Annotated in this window: 11 protein-coding genes; 2 read left to right on the top strand and 9 right to left on the bottom strand. The window is 63.9% G+C overall.

The annotated features are described in order from the left end of the window. The 6 genes from RT424_RS05950 to RT424_RS05925 all read right to left on the bottom strand — a co-directional run. On the bottom strand, positions 1-544 hold a 544-nt coding region (locus RT424_RS05950), incomplete at its 3' end, for a TonB-dependent receptor plug domain-containing protein (protein ID WP_313435284.1). A 60-nt stretch (positions 545-604) separates the two neighbouring features. Beyond that, positions 605-1,438 carry a fumarylacetoacetate hydrolase family protein gene (locus tag RT424_RS05945; RefSeq protein WP_313435282.1) on the bottom strand — a complete coding sequence of 278 codons (834 nt, stop codon included), beginning with the start codon at positions 1,436-1,438 and terminating at the stop codon, positions 605-607. A 48-nt stretch (positions 1,439-1,486) separates the two neighbouring features. Next, the gene (locus tag RT424_RS05940) at positions 1,487-2,371 is read right to left on the bottom strand and encodes a VOC family protein (protein WP_313435280.1); all 885 of its coding nucleotides are present in this window, start codon (positions 2,369-2,371) and stop codon (positions 1,487-1,489) included. After that, positions 2,368-2,799, bottom strand: coding sequence for a heme-binding protein (locus RT424_RS05935; protein ID WP_313435278.1), 432 nt, complete (start codon positions 2,797-2,799; stop codon positions 2,368-2,370). Before RT424_RS05935 ends, RT424_RS05940 begins: the two co-directional genes overlap by 4 nt. Beyond that, positions 2,796-4,319, bottom strand: a complete 1,524-nt coding sequence (locus RT424_RS05930) for a bifunctional 3-(3-hydroxy-phenyl)propionate/3-hydroxycinnamic acid hydroxylase (RefSeq protein WP_313435276.1) — start codon at positions 4,317-4,319, stop codon at positions 2,796-2,798. Before RT424_RS05930 ends, RT424_RS05935 begins: the two co-directional genes overlap by 4 nt. 27 nt (positions 4,320-4,346) lie before the next feature. Next, positions 4,347-5,579 carry an amidohydrolase family protein gene (locus tag RT424_RS05925; protein WP_313435274.1) on the bottom strand — a complete coding sequence of 411 codons (1,233 nt, stop codon included), beginning with the start codon at positions 5,577-5,579 and terminating at the stop codon, positions 4,347-4,349. Between the two features lie 160 nt (positions 5,580-5,739). Between RT424_RS05925 and RT424_RS05920 the strand changes: the two genes are divergently transcribed. Beyond that, a complete protein-coding gene (locus tag RT424_RS05920) occupies positions 5,740-6,333 on the top strand; it encodes a TetR/AcrR family transcriptional regulator (protein WP_313435272.1) in 594 nt (197 codons plus the stop codon). A gap of 92 nt (positions 6,334-6,425) precedes the next feature. Here RT424_RS05920 and RT424_RS05915 read toward each other — a convergent pair whose 3' ends face one another. From RT424_RS05915 to RT424_RS05905, 3 genes are all read right to left on the bottom strand, one after another. Next, positions 6,426-8,924, bottom strand: a complete 2,499-nt coding sequence (locus tag RT424_RS05915) for a TonB-dependent receptor (protein ID WP_313435270.1) — start codon at positions 8,922-8,924, stop codon at positions 6,426-6,428. A gap of 189 nt (positions 8,925-9,113) precedes the next feature. Next, positions 9,114-10,697 (bottom strand): cytochrome P450, encoded by a 1,584-nt coding sequence (locus tag RT424_RS05910; RefSeq protein WP_313435268.1) that lies wholly within the window; start codon positions 10,695-10,697, stop codon positions 9,114-9,116. Between the two features lie 49 nt (positions 10,698-10,746). Beyond that, a complete protein-coding gene (locus tag RT424_RS05905; protein WP_313435266.1) occupies positions 10,747-11,067 on the bottom strand; it encodes a 2Fe-2S iron-sulfur cluster-binding protein in 321 nt (106 codons plus the stop codon). 473 nt (positions 11,068-11,540) lie between these two features. On the opposite strand from RT424_RS05905, the gene RT424_RS05900 reads away from it, so the two are divergent. After that, positions 11,541-15,035 (top strand): glycosyl hydrolase, encoded by a 3,495-nt coding sequence (locus RT424_RS05900; protein ID WP_313435264.1) that lies wholly within the window; start codon positions 11,541-11,543, stop codon positions 15,033-15,035. Positions 15,036-15,066 lie beyond the last annotated feature (31 nt).

Genomic DNA, 15,066 nt, shown 5'->3' with positions numbered 1-15,066 from the left:
CATAGCTCAGGAATGCCTTGCCGAAGAAGCGCGAGGCGTCCGGCTTCTTGGTGGTGATGTTGATCACGCCGGAAGAAGCGTTCTTGCCGAACTGCGTGCCCTGCGGGCCTTTCAGCACTTCCACGCGCTCCAGATCGCCCAGGCTGTTGATCGGGTTGCCGAAGGGAATGACCACGTTGTCGACCACGGTGCCGACGTTCTGCTCCGACGAACTGGAGAAGCCGCCCGCCGAACCGACACCGCGCAGACGGAAGCCGGAATCATTGGGTGAGGAACCGAACTGCACGCCCGAGAACTGATACTGGATATCGGTCAGCTTCTGGAAGCCGCTTTCGGTAAGCTGGTCTCCGGTGATGGCGGAAACCGCGATCGGCACGTCCTGGAGACGCTCGGCCCGGCGCGAGGCGGTGACGATGATATCGGTACCCGAAACCGACTGCGTTTCAGGCGCCGGCGACGGCGCCGCCTCCTGGGCCATGGCAGGCGCGCTGAAAGCGCCGAGGGCGATGCCGGAAAGCAGAGTGAACTTGCTGATGGTGTTCATGTTGATCTCTCCCCAAGTTGATTGTCTTTGCCGTTTTTTATGGCTGGTTATTGCGACCCGTCAGGCTTCGTCGATGACGGGGTTGGAAAGGGTGCCGATCGTGCCGATGGAGACTTCCACGGTATCTCCGGCCTTGAGGTAAAGCGGCGGCTTGCGCTTGTCGCCGACACCGCCAGGCGTGCCGCTGGCGATCACGTCGCCGGGCTTGAGGTCGGTGAAGGTAGAGCAGTAGGCGATCACGCTCGGGATATCCCAGATCATGTCCGAGACCGGCTGATCCTGCACCAATTCGCCGTTCACGCGGGTTTGCACGCGCTGCGAGGAAAGGTCTTCGACCTCCGAAGCGACGACCATCGACGGGCCGAAGCCGCCGGTGCCGGGCCAGGTCTTGCCCGGCGTGAACTGAATGTTGTGGCGCTGCCAGTCGCGGATCGAGCCGTCGTTGAAAGGCGCGAACCCCGCGACATGGTCCCAGGCGTCCTCGGGCGCGATGCGGCGACCGGGCTTGCCGATGATGACGGCGAGTTCGCCCTCGTAGTCGAAGCGCTCGCTTTCGGGCGGGCGGACCATGGGCGCGCCGTCGGCGATCAGGCTATCGGCCCAGCGGGTGAAGATCGCCGGGTGTTCCTTCTGCTCGCGGCCGGTCTCGGCAACGTGGGTGGCATAGTTGAGGCCGACGCAGAGGATCTTTTCCGGGTTCGGAACGACCGGCAGCAGCGTGACGGCATCGGCGGCGAACTCGCCCGTCGAGGGCAGCGCGGCAAGGTCGCCCGCCAACACGTCCTTCAGCCATGCATCCGCGCCGGATGCGCCGAGATCGATCACCTTGTCCTCTTCGAGGCGGCCGAAGCTCTTGCTGCCATCGGGACGTTCAAAGCTGATATAACGGTTCATGCGTAGTCTCCCCTGCCCCCCGCGTGTCGCGCGGTGGCGGTCAAATGGTCAAAACGGCGCGGCGTCCCAGTCGCGGCGGAAGCGGAAGCGTTCCTCGGCGCGGCGCAGGCCATCGAAATCCTTGTCGGAGATGCCCCACTGGTCGATGCGGCCCGCAGGCCAGGTCCAATCGTCCGGCGCGCCGACCTTGTAGTCGTCCGGCACTTTCTCCACGGCGGTCGAGAATTCGATCACCGGGCCGAACGGCGCGATGAAGTAGGCGTAGACGTTGGCACCGGGACCGTGACGGCCGGGGCCCCAGGCAGGTACCAGCGCATGGTCGCGCAACCGGCCGATGCCGCGCATCACCGCGTCCATGTCTTCCATCTCGAAGGCGACATGATTGAGCGAGGCGAAACCGGCACGGGCGAAGGCGGTGGAGTGGTGGCTGTCGTTGCAGCGCACGAAGACCATGCCCTTCGTCCGGTCGGACACGCGGAAGCCCAGCACATCTTCCACGGCATTGCCGCAGGCTTCGGCATCGGCCGCATTGAAGACGACATGGGTGAGCTTCACGGGCAGATCGCGCCCGGTAATCGGTTCGACTTCGGTGGCATCGACGAGGAAGCGCAGGATCGTGCCTTCGGGCAGTTCGACCAGCACACCCTGCCCGCCGCCGAGGTCGCGGCTGACGGTCGGGCTGGCGGTCCAGCCTGCGGTCGCTACACGCGCCTTCAAGGCTGCCAATTCCTCCGCCGTGCAGACGAAGGTGGTCGAGCGGACGAATTCGTCGTCCGACTTCTCGAAGGCGACGAGGTAGGGGAACGCGCCGGAACCGCGCAGGTAGTGCGTTTCCCCTTCGACGCCAGCGTCGGCCATGCCCCAGATTTCGGTCATGAACGCGGCGGCGGCGGCCGGATCGGGCAGCGCCAGTTCGATGCTGCGCAGTTTCATGGCTCTTGCTCCTGAAGAAGTCCCGCCGCGCGGATACCCGCTCGGGCGCAGTCGGCGTCGCACTCGCCGGTGTCACCGCTGACGCCGACGGCGCCGATCAGAGTGCCGGCGGCATCGCGGATCACCACCCCACCCGGTGAAAACGCGATGCGTCCGCCGACGGCAGCGGCAACGCTTTGAAAGAACACGGGGTTGCCCTTGGCCCGCTCGGCCAGGACGGCGCTATCCGCGTCCATGCCCACGGCGCCCTCGGCCTTGGCCCTGGCGATGTCGAAGCGATAGAGGCTGGCGCCGTCCTCGCGCGCGAAGGCAACCGGATGCGCGCCCGCGTCGAGCACGATCACTGCCAGCCTCTTTGCATCGCGGGCGCGCGCTTCGGCGAGAGTGCCGATGATTATGGTCTGGGCCTGAGCCAGAGTGAGAGTCATGCGGCAAGCTCCTGATGGCTGAAAAGCTGGGCCGCGCGGGCCGCAAGCAAATCCTCGGCGCTGTGACTGGCGGTGCCGAAAACGTAGTGGTCGGGGCGAACCAGCACGGCATCGACGCCATGCTCGTCCAGCCATGCGGTGATCGCGCCATCGTCCGGCAGGGTGTCTGCACCGATCCGGGGCACGCCTTCGGTGCTGCCCGGAACGGCGTCGTCGCGAACGAACAGGCGCCAGCCGCCGCCGGTCAGGTCGTCCAGCTTGCGGCCATCGCCCAGCACCGGCTGCACGAAGCGAACGCCCGCGCCGGAGGTGCCGGACAAGACCACGCCCTCGACGATCGCCGGGATCAGATCATGCGCGGTTTCGCCGGACTTCTGGCGCGCTTCCTCACGGATGCGGGCATCGCGCACGGCGGCTTCGGCAGGATCCAGTTCGCAGATATAGCGACCTGCGGCCACGGCGGCGCCGATCACGGCGCGGACGTGCGGGTCGCGCTCGGGTTGGTAGGTGCCCAGCACCGCAGCATCGGCGCCGTGGTTGGCCACCGCGTCCATCTTCCACGCCAGATTGGCGACATCGCGCAACCCATGGCACATGCCCTGCCCGAAGAACGGCGGCGTCTGGTGCGCGGCGTCTCCCGCCAGGAACACGTTGCCGACCTGCCACCGGTGGGCGACGAGACCGTGAAAGCGATAAGTCGCGGCGCGCACGATCCTGTGCGGTACCTCCGCCATCCACGCGCCAACCAGTTCGGCCACCTTCTCGGGCGCCGACATCGCGACATCGTCCTCTCCGGGAAGCAGCATGAACTCCCACCGGCGATGATCGCGGCGGCCGGGGACCACGGTGGCGGGCCGCGAGGGATCGCACATCATGACCGACAGGCGCTGGAGGTCGGCTCCCTCGGGCACGCCGGAGAGCGGCGGAAAGGCAACCGGTCCCTCGACTTCGGCATCGACTACCAGCCAGGGCTCCTCGAAATCGAGATCGTCCAGTTCGACGCCGAGCGCCTTGCGCACGCCGCTGCGCGCGCCGTCGCAGGCGATGACCCATCGGGCCCGCGCGGTGCGGGGTTCGTCCTGATCCAGATAATCGACCGTCACGCCGTCCGCGTCCTGCGTCAGCCCGGTGAAGCTGGCGCCCCGTTTCAGCGCGACGTTCGGCATCGCGGCAAAGCCTTCGCGCAAGTGCGCTTCGAGTTCGGGCTGGTAGAAGAAGTAGTCGTTGGCCCAACCGAACGGGCGCGGCTTGCCCACGGTGCCCATGTAGCGGATCACGCCATGGTCGGCGCCGACATGCAGGTGGCCGTCGGTGGCGATCATGTCGCCCTCCACCCGATCGATCACCCCGGCGGACTGGAACAGGCGCATCATCTCATGATCGAGATGGACCGCGCGCGGCAGCGGATAGTGTTCCAGTTCCCGTTCGAGAACCAGCACCTTGAGCCCTTTCAGGCCGAGAAGGTTCGCGGCCAGCGCGCCCACCGGGCCGCAGCCTACGACAACCACGTCGCACGACATCGATTTAGCCCCTAAAAAACCTGATCATTAACTCGGTTCGATTTCGGCCGGCGCCTTGTAGAGCGCGCCGCCCTTCATGATCATCTTCAGCCGATCCTTGTCCTGAAGGATCGCAACGTCCGCCGTGGGATCGCCGTCGACCAGCAGGAGGTCGGCCAACCAGCCTTCCTTCACCAGCCCGACTTCCAGCCCCATCAGCTCACCACCGTATTGGGTGGCCGAGCGCAGTGCCTCTGCGGGCGTGAAGCCGTAGTACTGAACGAAATGCTCCAGATCGCGGGCGTTGCGTCCGTGCGGATTGAACGGAAAGCCATAGTCGCCGCCGGTCAGGACGCGCACGCCGCGCGCCTTCAGTTCGGGCACCAGCTTGCCTTCCAATCCCATGCGGACATTGGCGCTGGCCTTCATGTGCGTCATGTCGATATGCGGCGGCGGACTGGCCTCGATCGCGGCGATCGATACGCCGGGGCCGGGCGCGTAGAAGAACTTGTCCCTGTCCGCCGCCATGCGCTCCACCGTCGCGTCGTCGGCGAAGGAACAGTGGTAGAGGATGCGCGCTCCGGCATCGAGGGCAAGGCCGATAGCTTCCGGCGAATAGGTATGCGCGGCGATCCACATCCCCGCCTCGCGCGTGGCTTCGCCGGCCGCGAGCATTTCCTCGCGGGTATAAAGCACATCCATCGCGGAATTCGGCTTCAGCGCATCCTCGCCGGAAACCACCAGCTTGATCGACTGGACGCCCTCGTCCCTGCAATAGGACACGAACTGGCGCATCGCATCCGGCCCGCGACCGTTGAACACGTCGCCGGTATCGACGCCTTCGTCGCCTTCCGGGCTGCGTTCCAGCGTGGAGGGCACCATGCGCGGCCCCGGCGTCTCGCCCGACGCAATGGCCTGAGCGAGTTCCGGCTCGATCATGTCGCCCAGCGCGCCGGCCGAGTAGATCGAGGTGAAACCATGGTCCAGCAGCACCCGCGCATTGCGCCAGGCGGCAATCTTCAGTTCTTCGGGAGGGAGGATGAACTGGTGGTAGATCTTCTCTACCGACGAGCCCCAGGTCAGGTGGGTATGCGCGTCCACGAGGCCGGGCATCAATGTCATGCCACGCCCTTCGATCACCACATCCGCATTCTCGCCGTCCAGCGCGTCTCCGCCGAAGGCGACGCGGACGATGCGCTCTCCCTCCACCAGGACCGCTCCGGCTTGCCGGGGGGAACCGCTACCATCGAAAATGGAAACCTGACGGATCAGGGTCCGCATCGCTCTCTCTCCCGCGCTCTATCGTTCGGCTTGAGTGCGATTTAACGCAGAACGGCATCATTCGTAAAATAATGATTATTGGATTTGCCATAGCCTCAACCTATGGACGTTCGACTATGAAGCCTTGCGATGGAAGGGGTTCCTGCGTCACATTGTCGCGATGACCGATACCGCCTTGCCTATCACGTCACCGCCAGCCTCGGCCGGATCGAAACATGCGCGCGCGCTCCGCTCCGCGCAGGCGCTTCAGGAAGCGATGTTGACGCTTCTGCAGAAAAAGCCGTTCGATCAGATCACCGTTCGCGACATCTGTGCGGAGGCGAAAGTGCATTACGCCACTTTCTTCCGGCATCATCAGACCAAGGAAGCCTTGCTGAACGCGATCGCCAAGGATGAAATCGCGCATCTCAACCGCTTGACCTTGTCCATTCGCCACGCCGAGGACTACGAGAGCGGCTTCCGTGCCCTCTGCCGGTACGTCGAAGACCACCGGCGGCTCTGGTCGATCCTTCTCAACGGTGGCGCCGGGGGAGCCATGCGCGAGGAATGGTTGCGCATTTCCATGATCGTGGCGCAGTCCGAAACACCGCTCAACGAATGGCTTCCGCGAGATCTGGGCACGATCTGCGCGGCAACGCTCATTGCGGAAACGCTGGCCTGGTGGGTTGGGCAGCCGGAAGGTGCCTATAGCGTGTCGGACGTCGCCAAGATCCTGTTCCGCCTGATTTCGACGTCGATCATGGCGCCTGATTGAGATTGCTCATTCCAAAAAAAGGGGTTGCAGGCGCCGGGCACCTGCAACCCTTCAGGTTCGGAGTTCTTCGGGGCACGCCCTAGGATCAGGCCCTAGCGCGAACCGATCGCCACGCGGAACGTCACGCCGAATTCGCGCGGAGCGGTGGCCGTCACACCGGCGTAGCGGCTGTTGTAAACGGTAGACCCGATACCCGTGACGCTGAAGGTCGGCGGCGCCAGGAACACATCGGTAACCGACGTGAACTGGGCCACATCGTCCTGGCTGAGCAGCTTGGTCGTCTCGAACAGGTTCTTGGCGTAAAGCGTGAACTCCCACGCGCCCGATGCCGAGCGCAGGCCACCGTAGAGATTGAAGAGGCCATAGGCGCCCACGTCGTCGAACCGATTGTTGGGATCGGTCTTGGACTTGCCCCGCCAACTGAACAGCCCGCGCAAGTAGGCATCCATGTCGTTTCCGACCGGCTGGTTGTATTCCGCACGCAGGACGCCGGTCCAGTTGGGCTGGAATGTCGCGCTCTGGCCGCCGCCGGGACACACGGCCAGACGCTCGTCGCCATAGGCCTGCTCCATCTGCCCAAGCGTGGGGGTGACGGTATCGGGTATGCCGTCCGAACCGACCGCGCCGGTCTGGTTGTTCAAGGCATCGGTACAGGCCAGCGACGCATTGCCGATGGTGCTCTTCGCGTAGTTGACGGTCGCACCGAAGCTCAGGCGGGGGGTTGGATTGAAGGCAAGCTCGGCCTCCACACCGTTTACCTTGACCGGCACGGCGCTCACGAAATTGAAGCTGCCCACGGTGGGCGCGCCGGCCGAATTGATGTTAATGTACGTGATGCCGGCACCGCCCGCACGGTAGGGATAGTTCTTGTATTTCTGGTGATAGGCGGTGAGATTGAGCGTCAGCTTATGATCGAACCAGTCCGACTTCACGCCGATTTCGTATGACTTCGAACTTTCGGAAGGCAGCGCGATATGGGCGACTTCGTTCGGCGTATAGGGGGCATTCGTGAAGTTGCCGACCGCGACCACGGGCGGTCGCCAGGAACTGCCGGTAGCCGCATAGACCATGAGCCCCGGCGTGAAGCGGTGCTTGATGCTGGCGCTGTAGATTGTGGTGTTTTCCTTGACGTCCGACTGCGTGCCATTCTGCCGCCGGCACGATCCGGCCTGGTACATGTCCGGCGTGCAGCCGATGAACAGGCCGTCGCGGAAGTCCGTGAAGTGGATGCGCCGCAAGCCTCCGGACAGTTCCGTCGCGTCGCCAAGATGCAGCGTCACGTTTCCGAAGACCGATTCCTCCTTGGGCGTGCCCTTGGGAAGATAGATCGGCGTGTCGGTCACGCTGGGGGCGGCGATCGGAATCCCCAACCCCGCCAGCCGCAACTGGGTGATGCTGCTGTCGTTCAGGATCGTGCGGGACGGAACCGCATACTGGAAATAGCCGACGACATAATCGAACAGACCGGCAATGCGGTCCTGGTTCTGCAGTCGAACCTCATGGCTGGACGTGGTTCCGCGCGTATCGGCTTCCTGTCCGATCGCCAGGGCGGGGAAGAAGTTGGCGAGATCGCGTACGCCGAAGCTATGATACTTCTGCGACGTGCGCGACCCGACATAGACGAGACGCTGCCCCAGAACATCCGCTTCGACATTCCAGTTGTAGAACTGAAACTTCTGCGAGACGGTGCTCGGCCTTGACTGCACCGACAGGTAGTCGTCCAGCCCGATCTCTCCGTAATCCGGCGCATTCGCCGAAGGTGTATAGGCGGGATTGTAGTCGCTTACGGAACGAACCTGGTCAAACCGCAGCGCTTTGCTCTGCATGCCTTCGTAGAGGAAGCCGAAGCGCAGCCATTGCGCCGGTTCGAAGCGAACCGTCGCGCGGATCGCATCGGTCTCGCTGCGCGGCTTCACATCGCTGTTGATGCTCGTCACGCGGTTGAGCCGGTCGAACTTATGCAATCCGGCTACCCGGATGCCCAGCACATCCTCCACGATCGGAATGTTCAGCGCGCCGTTGAGGTTCGAAGCCGACCCCGATCCGAAAGTGCCCGTTATGTAACCTCCGGGCTGGACCAGGTCGGGGAGCCGCGTGGTCGCGGTGATCGAGCCGGACGGTGTCGATCGACCACGCAGCGTGCCCTGCGGCCCGCGCAGCACTTCGATCTGACCGACATCGTACATGGTCTGGAAAACGAAGTTGGACGGTACAGGAGCGTCGTTGCGATAATACTGGATCGTGCCGTTCTCGGCACTGACGTTGACATCATGGTTGACGCCGCGGATCGACGATGAGGTTCCGATCCCGTTCGCGTTGGGCGTCAGTTGCAGGCCCGGCACGACTGAACCGATCTCGGTAAAGTTGCGAATGTTGAGCTTGTCGATCGTATCCGCCGTCACCGCATTGACGACCAGCGGCACGTCCTGAAGGCTTTCGTCACGACGACGCGCCTGGACGATGATCTCATTGGCGATCGATGCCTCTGTGCCCGCCGCGACCACAGGCGCCGCTTGCTCGGCCTGTTGGGCGTGAGCCGGTACCGACATGGCCGTCATACTGACCCCGGCAAGCACAAGACCCCTCTTCATGCGCATCGATTCCCCTTCCCGTGACTATTTTTTACACGCTTTTAATGCGACACTGTATCGCATTGGTCAAGCCGATCCCGCTTCGATCGGCTTGACCCTTCGCCCCGGCGAATTCTTTAGCTGGTTGGAGATCGGCACCGCCTCGCTTTGCGAACGGTGCCGGTCGTCGTGCCGAACTACAGTTCGCCTTTACTCGACGGGCAGGCCCGCCAGATCGCTGTCGACCGCGTCGAGCGCTTCGTTGGTGAACTGGCCGGGGGCAAACTTCTGGATCGCCCGCAAGGTCATCGATTTTGCCATGCCGATGCGCTTGTCCGTGGTGATGCCGGGGAAGTGCCTGTCGAGCACTTCCTTCGCCGCCGCGTCCTTGAGCAGGACGGCCAGCTTCGTTGCTGCGGTCGAATAGCCAGCAGAGGGTGCAGCGGCCGGCGACGAAGGCGGCACGGGCGCTTCGCTCTTCTGGATGATAGAAGGCCCGGTGGAGGCAAGATCGACGCCCTCGCCCGGGGTCAGCCTGAGGTGGAGTTCAGCAAGCCCACGGATGATGAAGCTCGGCTCGAAGACGAGCTTGCGGGCGCCGCGCGGTCCGTGGACGGCGGGATCGAGGTCGATGTCCGAGGTATACTTGAGCAGCTTTTCCAGGATCACCCGCACTTCCACGCGGGCCAGCGGCGCCCCCGCGCAGGTGTGGGCACTGCGACCGAAAGCGACATGTTCCCGGATCTTCGGACGATCGAGCTTGAAAGCCTTGGGATCTTCCCAACGCCGGGGGTCGCGATTGGCCGCCGCGATCGCCAGCATGATCTTCGTGCCGGCCTTGATCTCCAGATCGCCGATCCGGGTATCCCTGCGCGCCAGGCGGGCGGTTTGCTTGGTCGAGCCTTCGAGACGCAGGACTTCCTCGATCAAGGCCGGGATCAGCGACGGATCGGCGCGAAGGCGATCCTGCAATCCAGGCTGGTCGACGATGTAGCGCATCGCATTGCCCAGCAGTTTCGCGCTGGTATCCTGACCCGCGCCGAACATGAACATGCCGAGCTTGACGATAGCCATCTCGTCCGGAAGCGTGCCGTCCGGGTAGCGCGCGTTGGCCAGTTCAGAGAGGATGTCCTGCGTCGGGTTGGCGCGCCGATCCGCGACATATTGCGCGAAGTAGCCGCCCATAATCATGAAGGGGTGGTCTTCGGCGTCGAGATCGAGTTCGCCATCGAGGTTGCCGGGCGGCGGCGCGTTCTGGATGATGTCCATGAACTTCTGGCGATCCTCCGCCGGAATGCCCAGGAGATCGGCGATGACCAGGGTCACGAACGGCGTCGCGATCTGGCCGACGAGTTCGACGCCGCCGCTGGCAACCGCTTCGCGCGCCAGTTCGTCCGAATAGGCCTGGATGAATTCCTCGTTCGCCTTGAGCCGTGACGGCGTGAACAGCCGGTTGACCAGCGAACGAAGCTGGAGGTGCGCGTTGTCGTCCAGATTGACGAGCAGATCGCCGCCATGGAATTCATCGCGATGAGCTTCGATCTCGGCCGTGATATCGCCGCCCTGCGCTGCGAACGGCAGCGGAGCAGAGGCACCCTGAAGACCGATGATGGCCGAGAAATCTTCCGAGTTGCGCATGATTTCAAGGGTTTCCTCGAAACCCATGACCATCAGATAGTCCTTGCCCTTAGGCTGATAGATCGCGCCCTTTTCGCGCACGGCCTCGAAGTAGGCATAAGGATCCACCAGGATCTCATGGTCGGTGAAGTAATCCCGATCCGCCAGTTCAGTCATTGTTCCTGCTCCTTGCTGCCCCCAGCTTCCCGCAGGGGCTTGGTGTCTCTCAATCTTCGGGCGCGATCCTGACGCGCAGCCCGTCGAGCGCATCGGTGATCTGCAACTGGCACGAGAGGCGCGACCGGCCGTCCCGATGGTTGGACGAATCCAGCAGATCGTTTTCGTCGTCGCTCATCGCGCCCAGATCGAGCGCGCCCTGTCCCTCCTCGACATGGACATGACAGGTGGCGCAGGAGCAGCAGCCCCCGCACAGCGCCAGCAATTCATCGAAACCCGCGTCCCTTATGACTTCCATGACGGTCTGACCGGGCCTGGCCTCAACGGCCGTTTCCCCTCCGGACGCGCCCACAACGATAATCGATGCCATCTTCCAGACCCTCTCCTGCTCATGGTTCAGTTCTTGTCGCGGCTCGGCATCGGCGTGTCCGCCGCATTGCCGGTCGCGAGAAGCCGAGCCTCACTTTACGCGATACACTATCGCATACTTCTTGTCAGAGCGGTGCGTCAAGACTCACGCAAGAACGGCGTGCGATCTCAGCGACGAAAAACGCGCTGCCGGGCGGATGCGAAGCGCTGCTTCGACGCCTCTTCGTCCTGCATGATCGTGGAGACGCTATCTTGCCTGGCTAGCGGTTCCGCGCACCGTGAAACCTCAAATCCGTTGGACAGAGCCTGCTTTGCCGCCCCAAGCTGCCGGAGTGCGGCAGATCGCCGAGAGAAAGTGGCCGACCAAAATCGAGCATTGGATTGACAGGTCTGGAAGCAATATTTAAGCGCCAGTGAGTCGCACAAAGATGCGATTTGGGAGAAAGCGCGTGAGTGCCTGCGCAAGCGGCAGCCATGTCGCCCGAGGCATGCGAGGCAGGCATCACGATGATGGAAGCGACGTTCCGGCTCGATGGCAGTAACGTGAACCGGGCAATACTGCTTTCGGCTGCCCTATGCGCCGTGCCTGCGCTGGGTCAGGATGCCGCCCCGACCAGGCATGAGGCTCCCAAGCCGGAAATCTCGGACAATCTGAAAGAGGCGTTCACCAACCCTCCCATGGAGGCACGGCCGCGCGTCTGGTGGCATTGGATCAACGGCAATATAACCGAAGACGGTCTTCTCAAGGATCTCGCCTGGATGAAGCAGGTCGGGATCGGCGGTGCCCAGACTTTCGACGTCAACCTGCAAAGCCCCCAGATCGTCGACCAGCGGCTGGTCTACATGACCCCGGCCTGGAAAACGGCCTTCAGGTCTGCGGCCAGAGAAGCCGACCGGCTGGGCATCGAACTGGCGATCGCCTCTTCGCCGGGATGGTCGGAAACCGGCGGCCCTTGGGTACCCCCCGCGGACGGGATGAAGAAACTGGTCTGGAGCGAAGCCACGATCGAGGGCGGCAGTGCGTCCTTGCACAAGCTCCCGTCGCCGCCGTCCGTAACCGGCCCGTTTCAATCGATCGCCGCGATGTCCGGCACCAACTCCACGATCAACGAAAAGGCGCCGCCGGTTCCATCGCCGTTCTATCGGGACGTCGCGGTGCTTGCCTTTCCCGCTGACGGAAGAGGCAACCCGTCGTCGCCATCCTACGTCGATGCAACCGGCCAGACCATCGCGGGCGAGCCGCTCACGGACGGAAACCTGGAATCCGTCGTGGAGCTTCCCAAGGCAGCAAAGGGCACGACCTTCCTGCAAATGGACTATGCGCGCCCGCGCACCATGCGTTCGCTGACACTGTTCGTGCCCGATGGCGCGGGCAAGTTCATCGGCGCCAATCTCAAGGCAAGGCTGGAAGCGAAAACCCGCCATGCTGAGTGGACATCCATATCCGAAATCCCGCTGGCACGGGTGCCTACGACGGTGGCCTTCCAGCCGGTTACGGCCAGCAGCTTCCGTATCGCATTTCAGGAATCGAGCAGCCTTCCGAACATCGCACCTCCTCCGCCCGGCGTCGATCTCTCCGCGCTGGCCGCGGGGTTTTCCGGGAGCAAGCCGGCAAAGACCATCCGCATCGGCGAACTGGCCCTTTCCGAGGTCGATCGCGTCAACCGCGCCGAGGCCAAGGCGGGCTTCGACATCGTTCCCGATTACTACACCCTCGACAAGGGCCTCGCGGACGTGGCGGGTACGCCTCCAGGCAGGATCCTGGACCTGACCGGACGCCTTCTCGCCGACGGCACGCTCGACTGGTCCGCACCGAAAGGGCGATGGCATGTCATCCGCTTCGGCTATTCCCTTGTCGGCACGATGAACCACCCCGCCCCGTTGGAAGCGACGGGGCTCGAAGTGGACAAGTACGATTCCGCCGCGGTGCGGCGCTACATGGATCACTATCTCGCCACCTATCGGGAGACGGTCGGTCAGGAACTGACGGGGGCGAGAGGGATTCGCGCCATCCTGACCGACAGCATAGAGGTGGGCGCCGCGAACTGGACGCCGGGCATGATCGAGCGCTTCACCCGTTTGCGCGGATATGACCCCCTCCCCTGGTTGCCCGCTCTCACCGGCTGGATCGTGGGATCGCGCAGCCAGAGCGAACGCTTCCTCTACGATTTTCGCCGGACCCTGGCGGACCTGCTCGCCAGCGACCATTACGGCACGATCGCGAAGGCGGCCCATGACAACGGCCTCATCGTCTATGGCGAGGCCCTGGAGGATCATCGCCCGCAACTTGGCGACGACATGGCCATGCGCAAATCGGCCGATGTTCCGATGGCTGCCATGTGGTCCTTTCCGCGCGCCGGCGGACCCAAGCCGAGCTATCTCGCCGACATGAAGGGGGCTGCCTCGGTCGCGCATATCTATGGCCGAAAGTTCGTAGCGGCAGAGTCCCTGACGTCGATGCTCTCGCCCTGGTCCTACGGTCCGGCGGAACTCAAGCGGATGATCGACCTGGAGTTCGCAACCGGCATCAATCGCCCGGTGATCCATACTTCGGTCCACGTCCCGGTGGACGATCGCAAGCCGGGGCTGCGCCTGTCGATCTTCGGGCAGGACTTCAATCGCAACGAAGCCTGGGGCGCTCTCGCGCGTCCTTGGATGGACTATATCGCCCGCAACGCGCTCCTCTTGCAGCAGGGCAGGAACCTTGCCGACATCGCCTATTTCCATGGTGAGGAAGCACCGCTGACCGGCCTGTTCGGAGACAAGGTCGTATCCGGCATTCCCGCCGGCTATGCCTTCGACTTCGTCAACGCCGACGCGCTTCGGGAAGCGCTGGACAACGACGGCGCGGATATCGTCAGCTCCGGCGGCGCGCGCTACCGGGTGCTGTTCCTGGGCGGCTCATCCAGCCGCATGAGCCTGGCCGTGCTCGAAAAGATCGCCAGCCTGGTGGAACGGGGCGCCACCGTCATCGGCCGGCGTCCCAGCGGCGACCCCGGCATTGCAGCGAACCCCGAACGCTACACCGAGCTGCTGGACCTGCTCTGGCCGGGATCGTCCGACACCGGGGCGGGGCCTGCTCGCGTCGGAAAGGGCCGCGTCATCGCCACGGACGATCTGGCATCGGCATTGGCGCAGATCGGTTTGGACCCAGACCTCCGCATCACCGGCGCGCAGGCAGACAGCGAGCTCCCCTTCGTTCATCGCAAATTGCCCGATGGAAACCTCTACTTCATCTCCAACCAGAAGGACCGCGCCGAGACGATCGAGGCAAGCTTCCGGATGTCCGGCAAGATCCCGGAACTCTGGCACGCGGAGACGGGGCGGTCCGAACCGGTCAGCTATGAAATGCGGGGCGGCAGGACGCATGTTCCACTTACGTTGGCACCGGACGAATCCGTTCACGTCGTCTTCCGGAAAGACACCGCCGAGACGCACGGGAACATCGCCCCCGTCCAGCTCGTCGAGCAAGCCGTTCTGGCAGGGCCGTGGGATGTCGCGTTCGAACCGGGGCGCGGGGCGCCGGCCACGACGCGCCTGCCCCGGCTTGCCCCCCTCAATGACAATCCCGACCCGGCCATTCGCTACTTCTCGGGGCTGGCAACCTACACCAAGGACATCGACGTCCCGCGCGGCTGGAAGAAGGGTTCGCCGCTCTACCTGGACCTTGGCGACGCCCGCGAGATAGCGGAAGTCAGCATCAACGGGCAGCTTGCCGGCTATGCCTGGCACCGCCCCTATCTCGTCGATATCGGCGCCGTGGCGAAGCCGGGCGGGAACCGGCTGCAAATCCGCGTCGCCAATCTCTGGGTCAATCGCCTGATCGGCGACGCGCAAGCCGATGCAAGTGCCGGGACGCCGAAAGTGACGTGGACAGCCACACCTACCTATCGAAAGGACGCGCCCTTGCGCCCGTCCGGGCTGATCGGCCCTGTCCGTCTGCTGCTGACACGGCGGACCGGTGAATGACCAAACCAGTCCGCAGACGGATGCAAGGTAT

The organism is Novosphingobium sp., assembly GCF_032093395.1.
GTDB lineage: Bacteria > Pseudomonadota > Alphaproteobacteria > Sphingomonadales > Sphingomonadaceae > Novosphingobium.
This window is presented reverse-complemented; position numbering and strand designations above follow the sequence as displayed.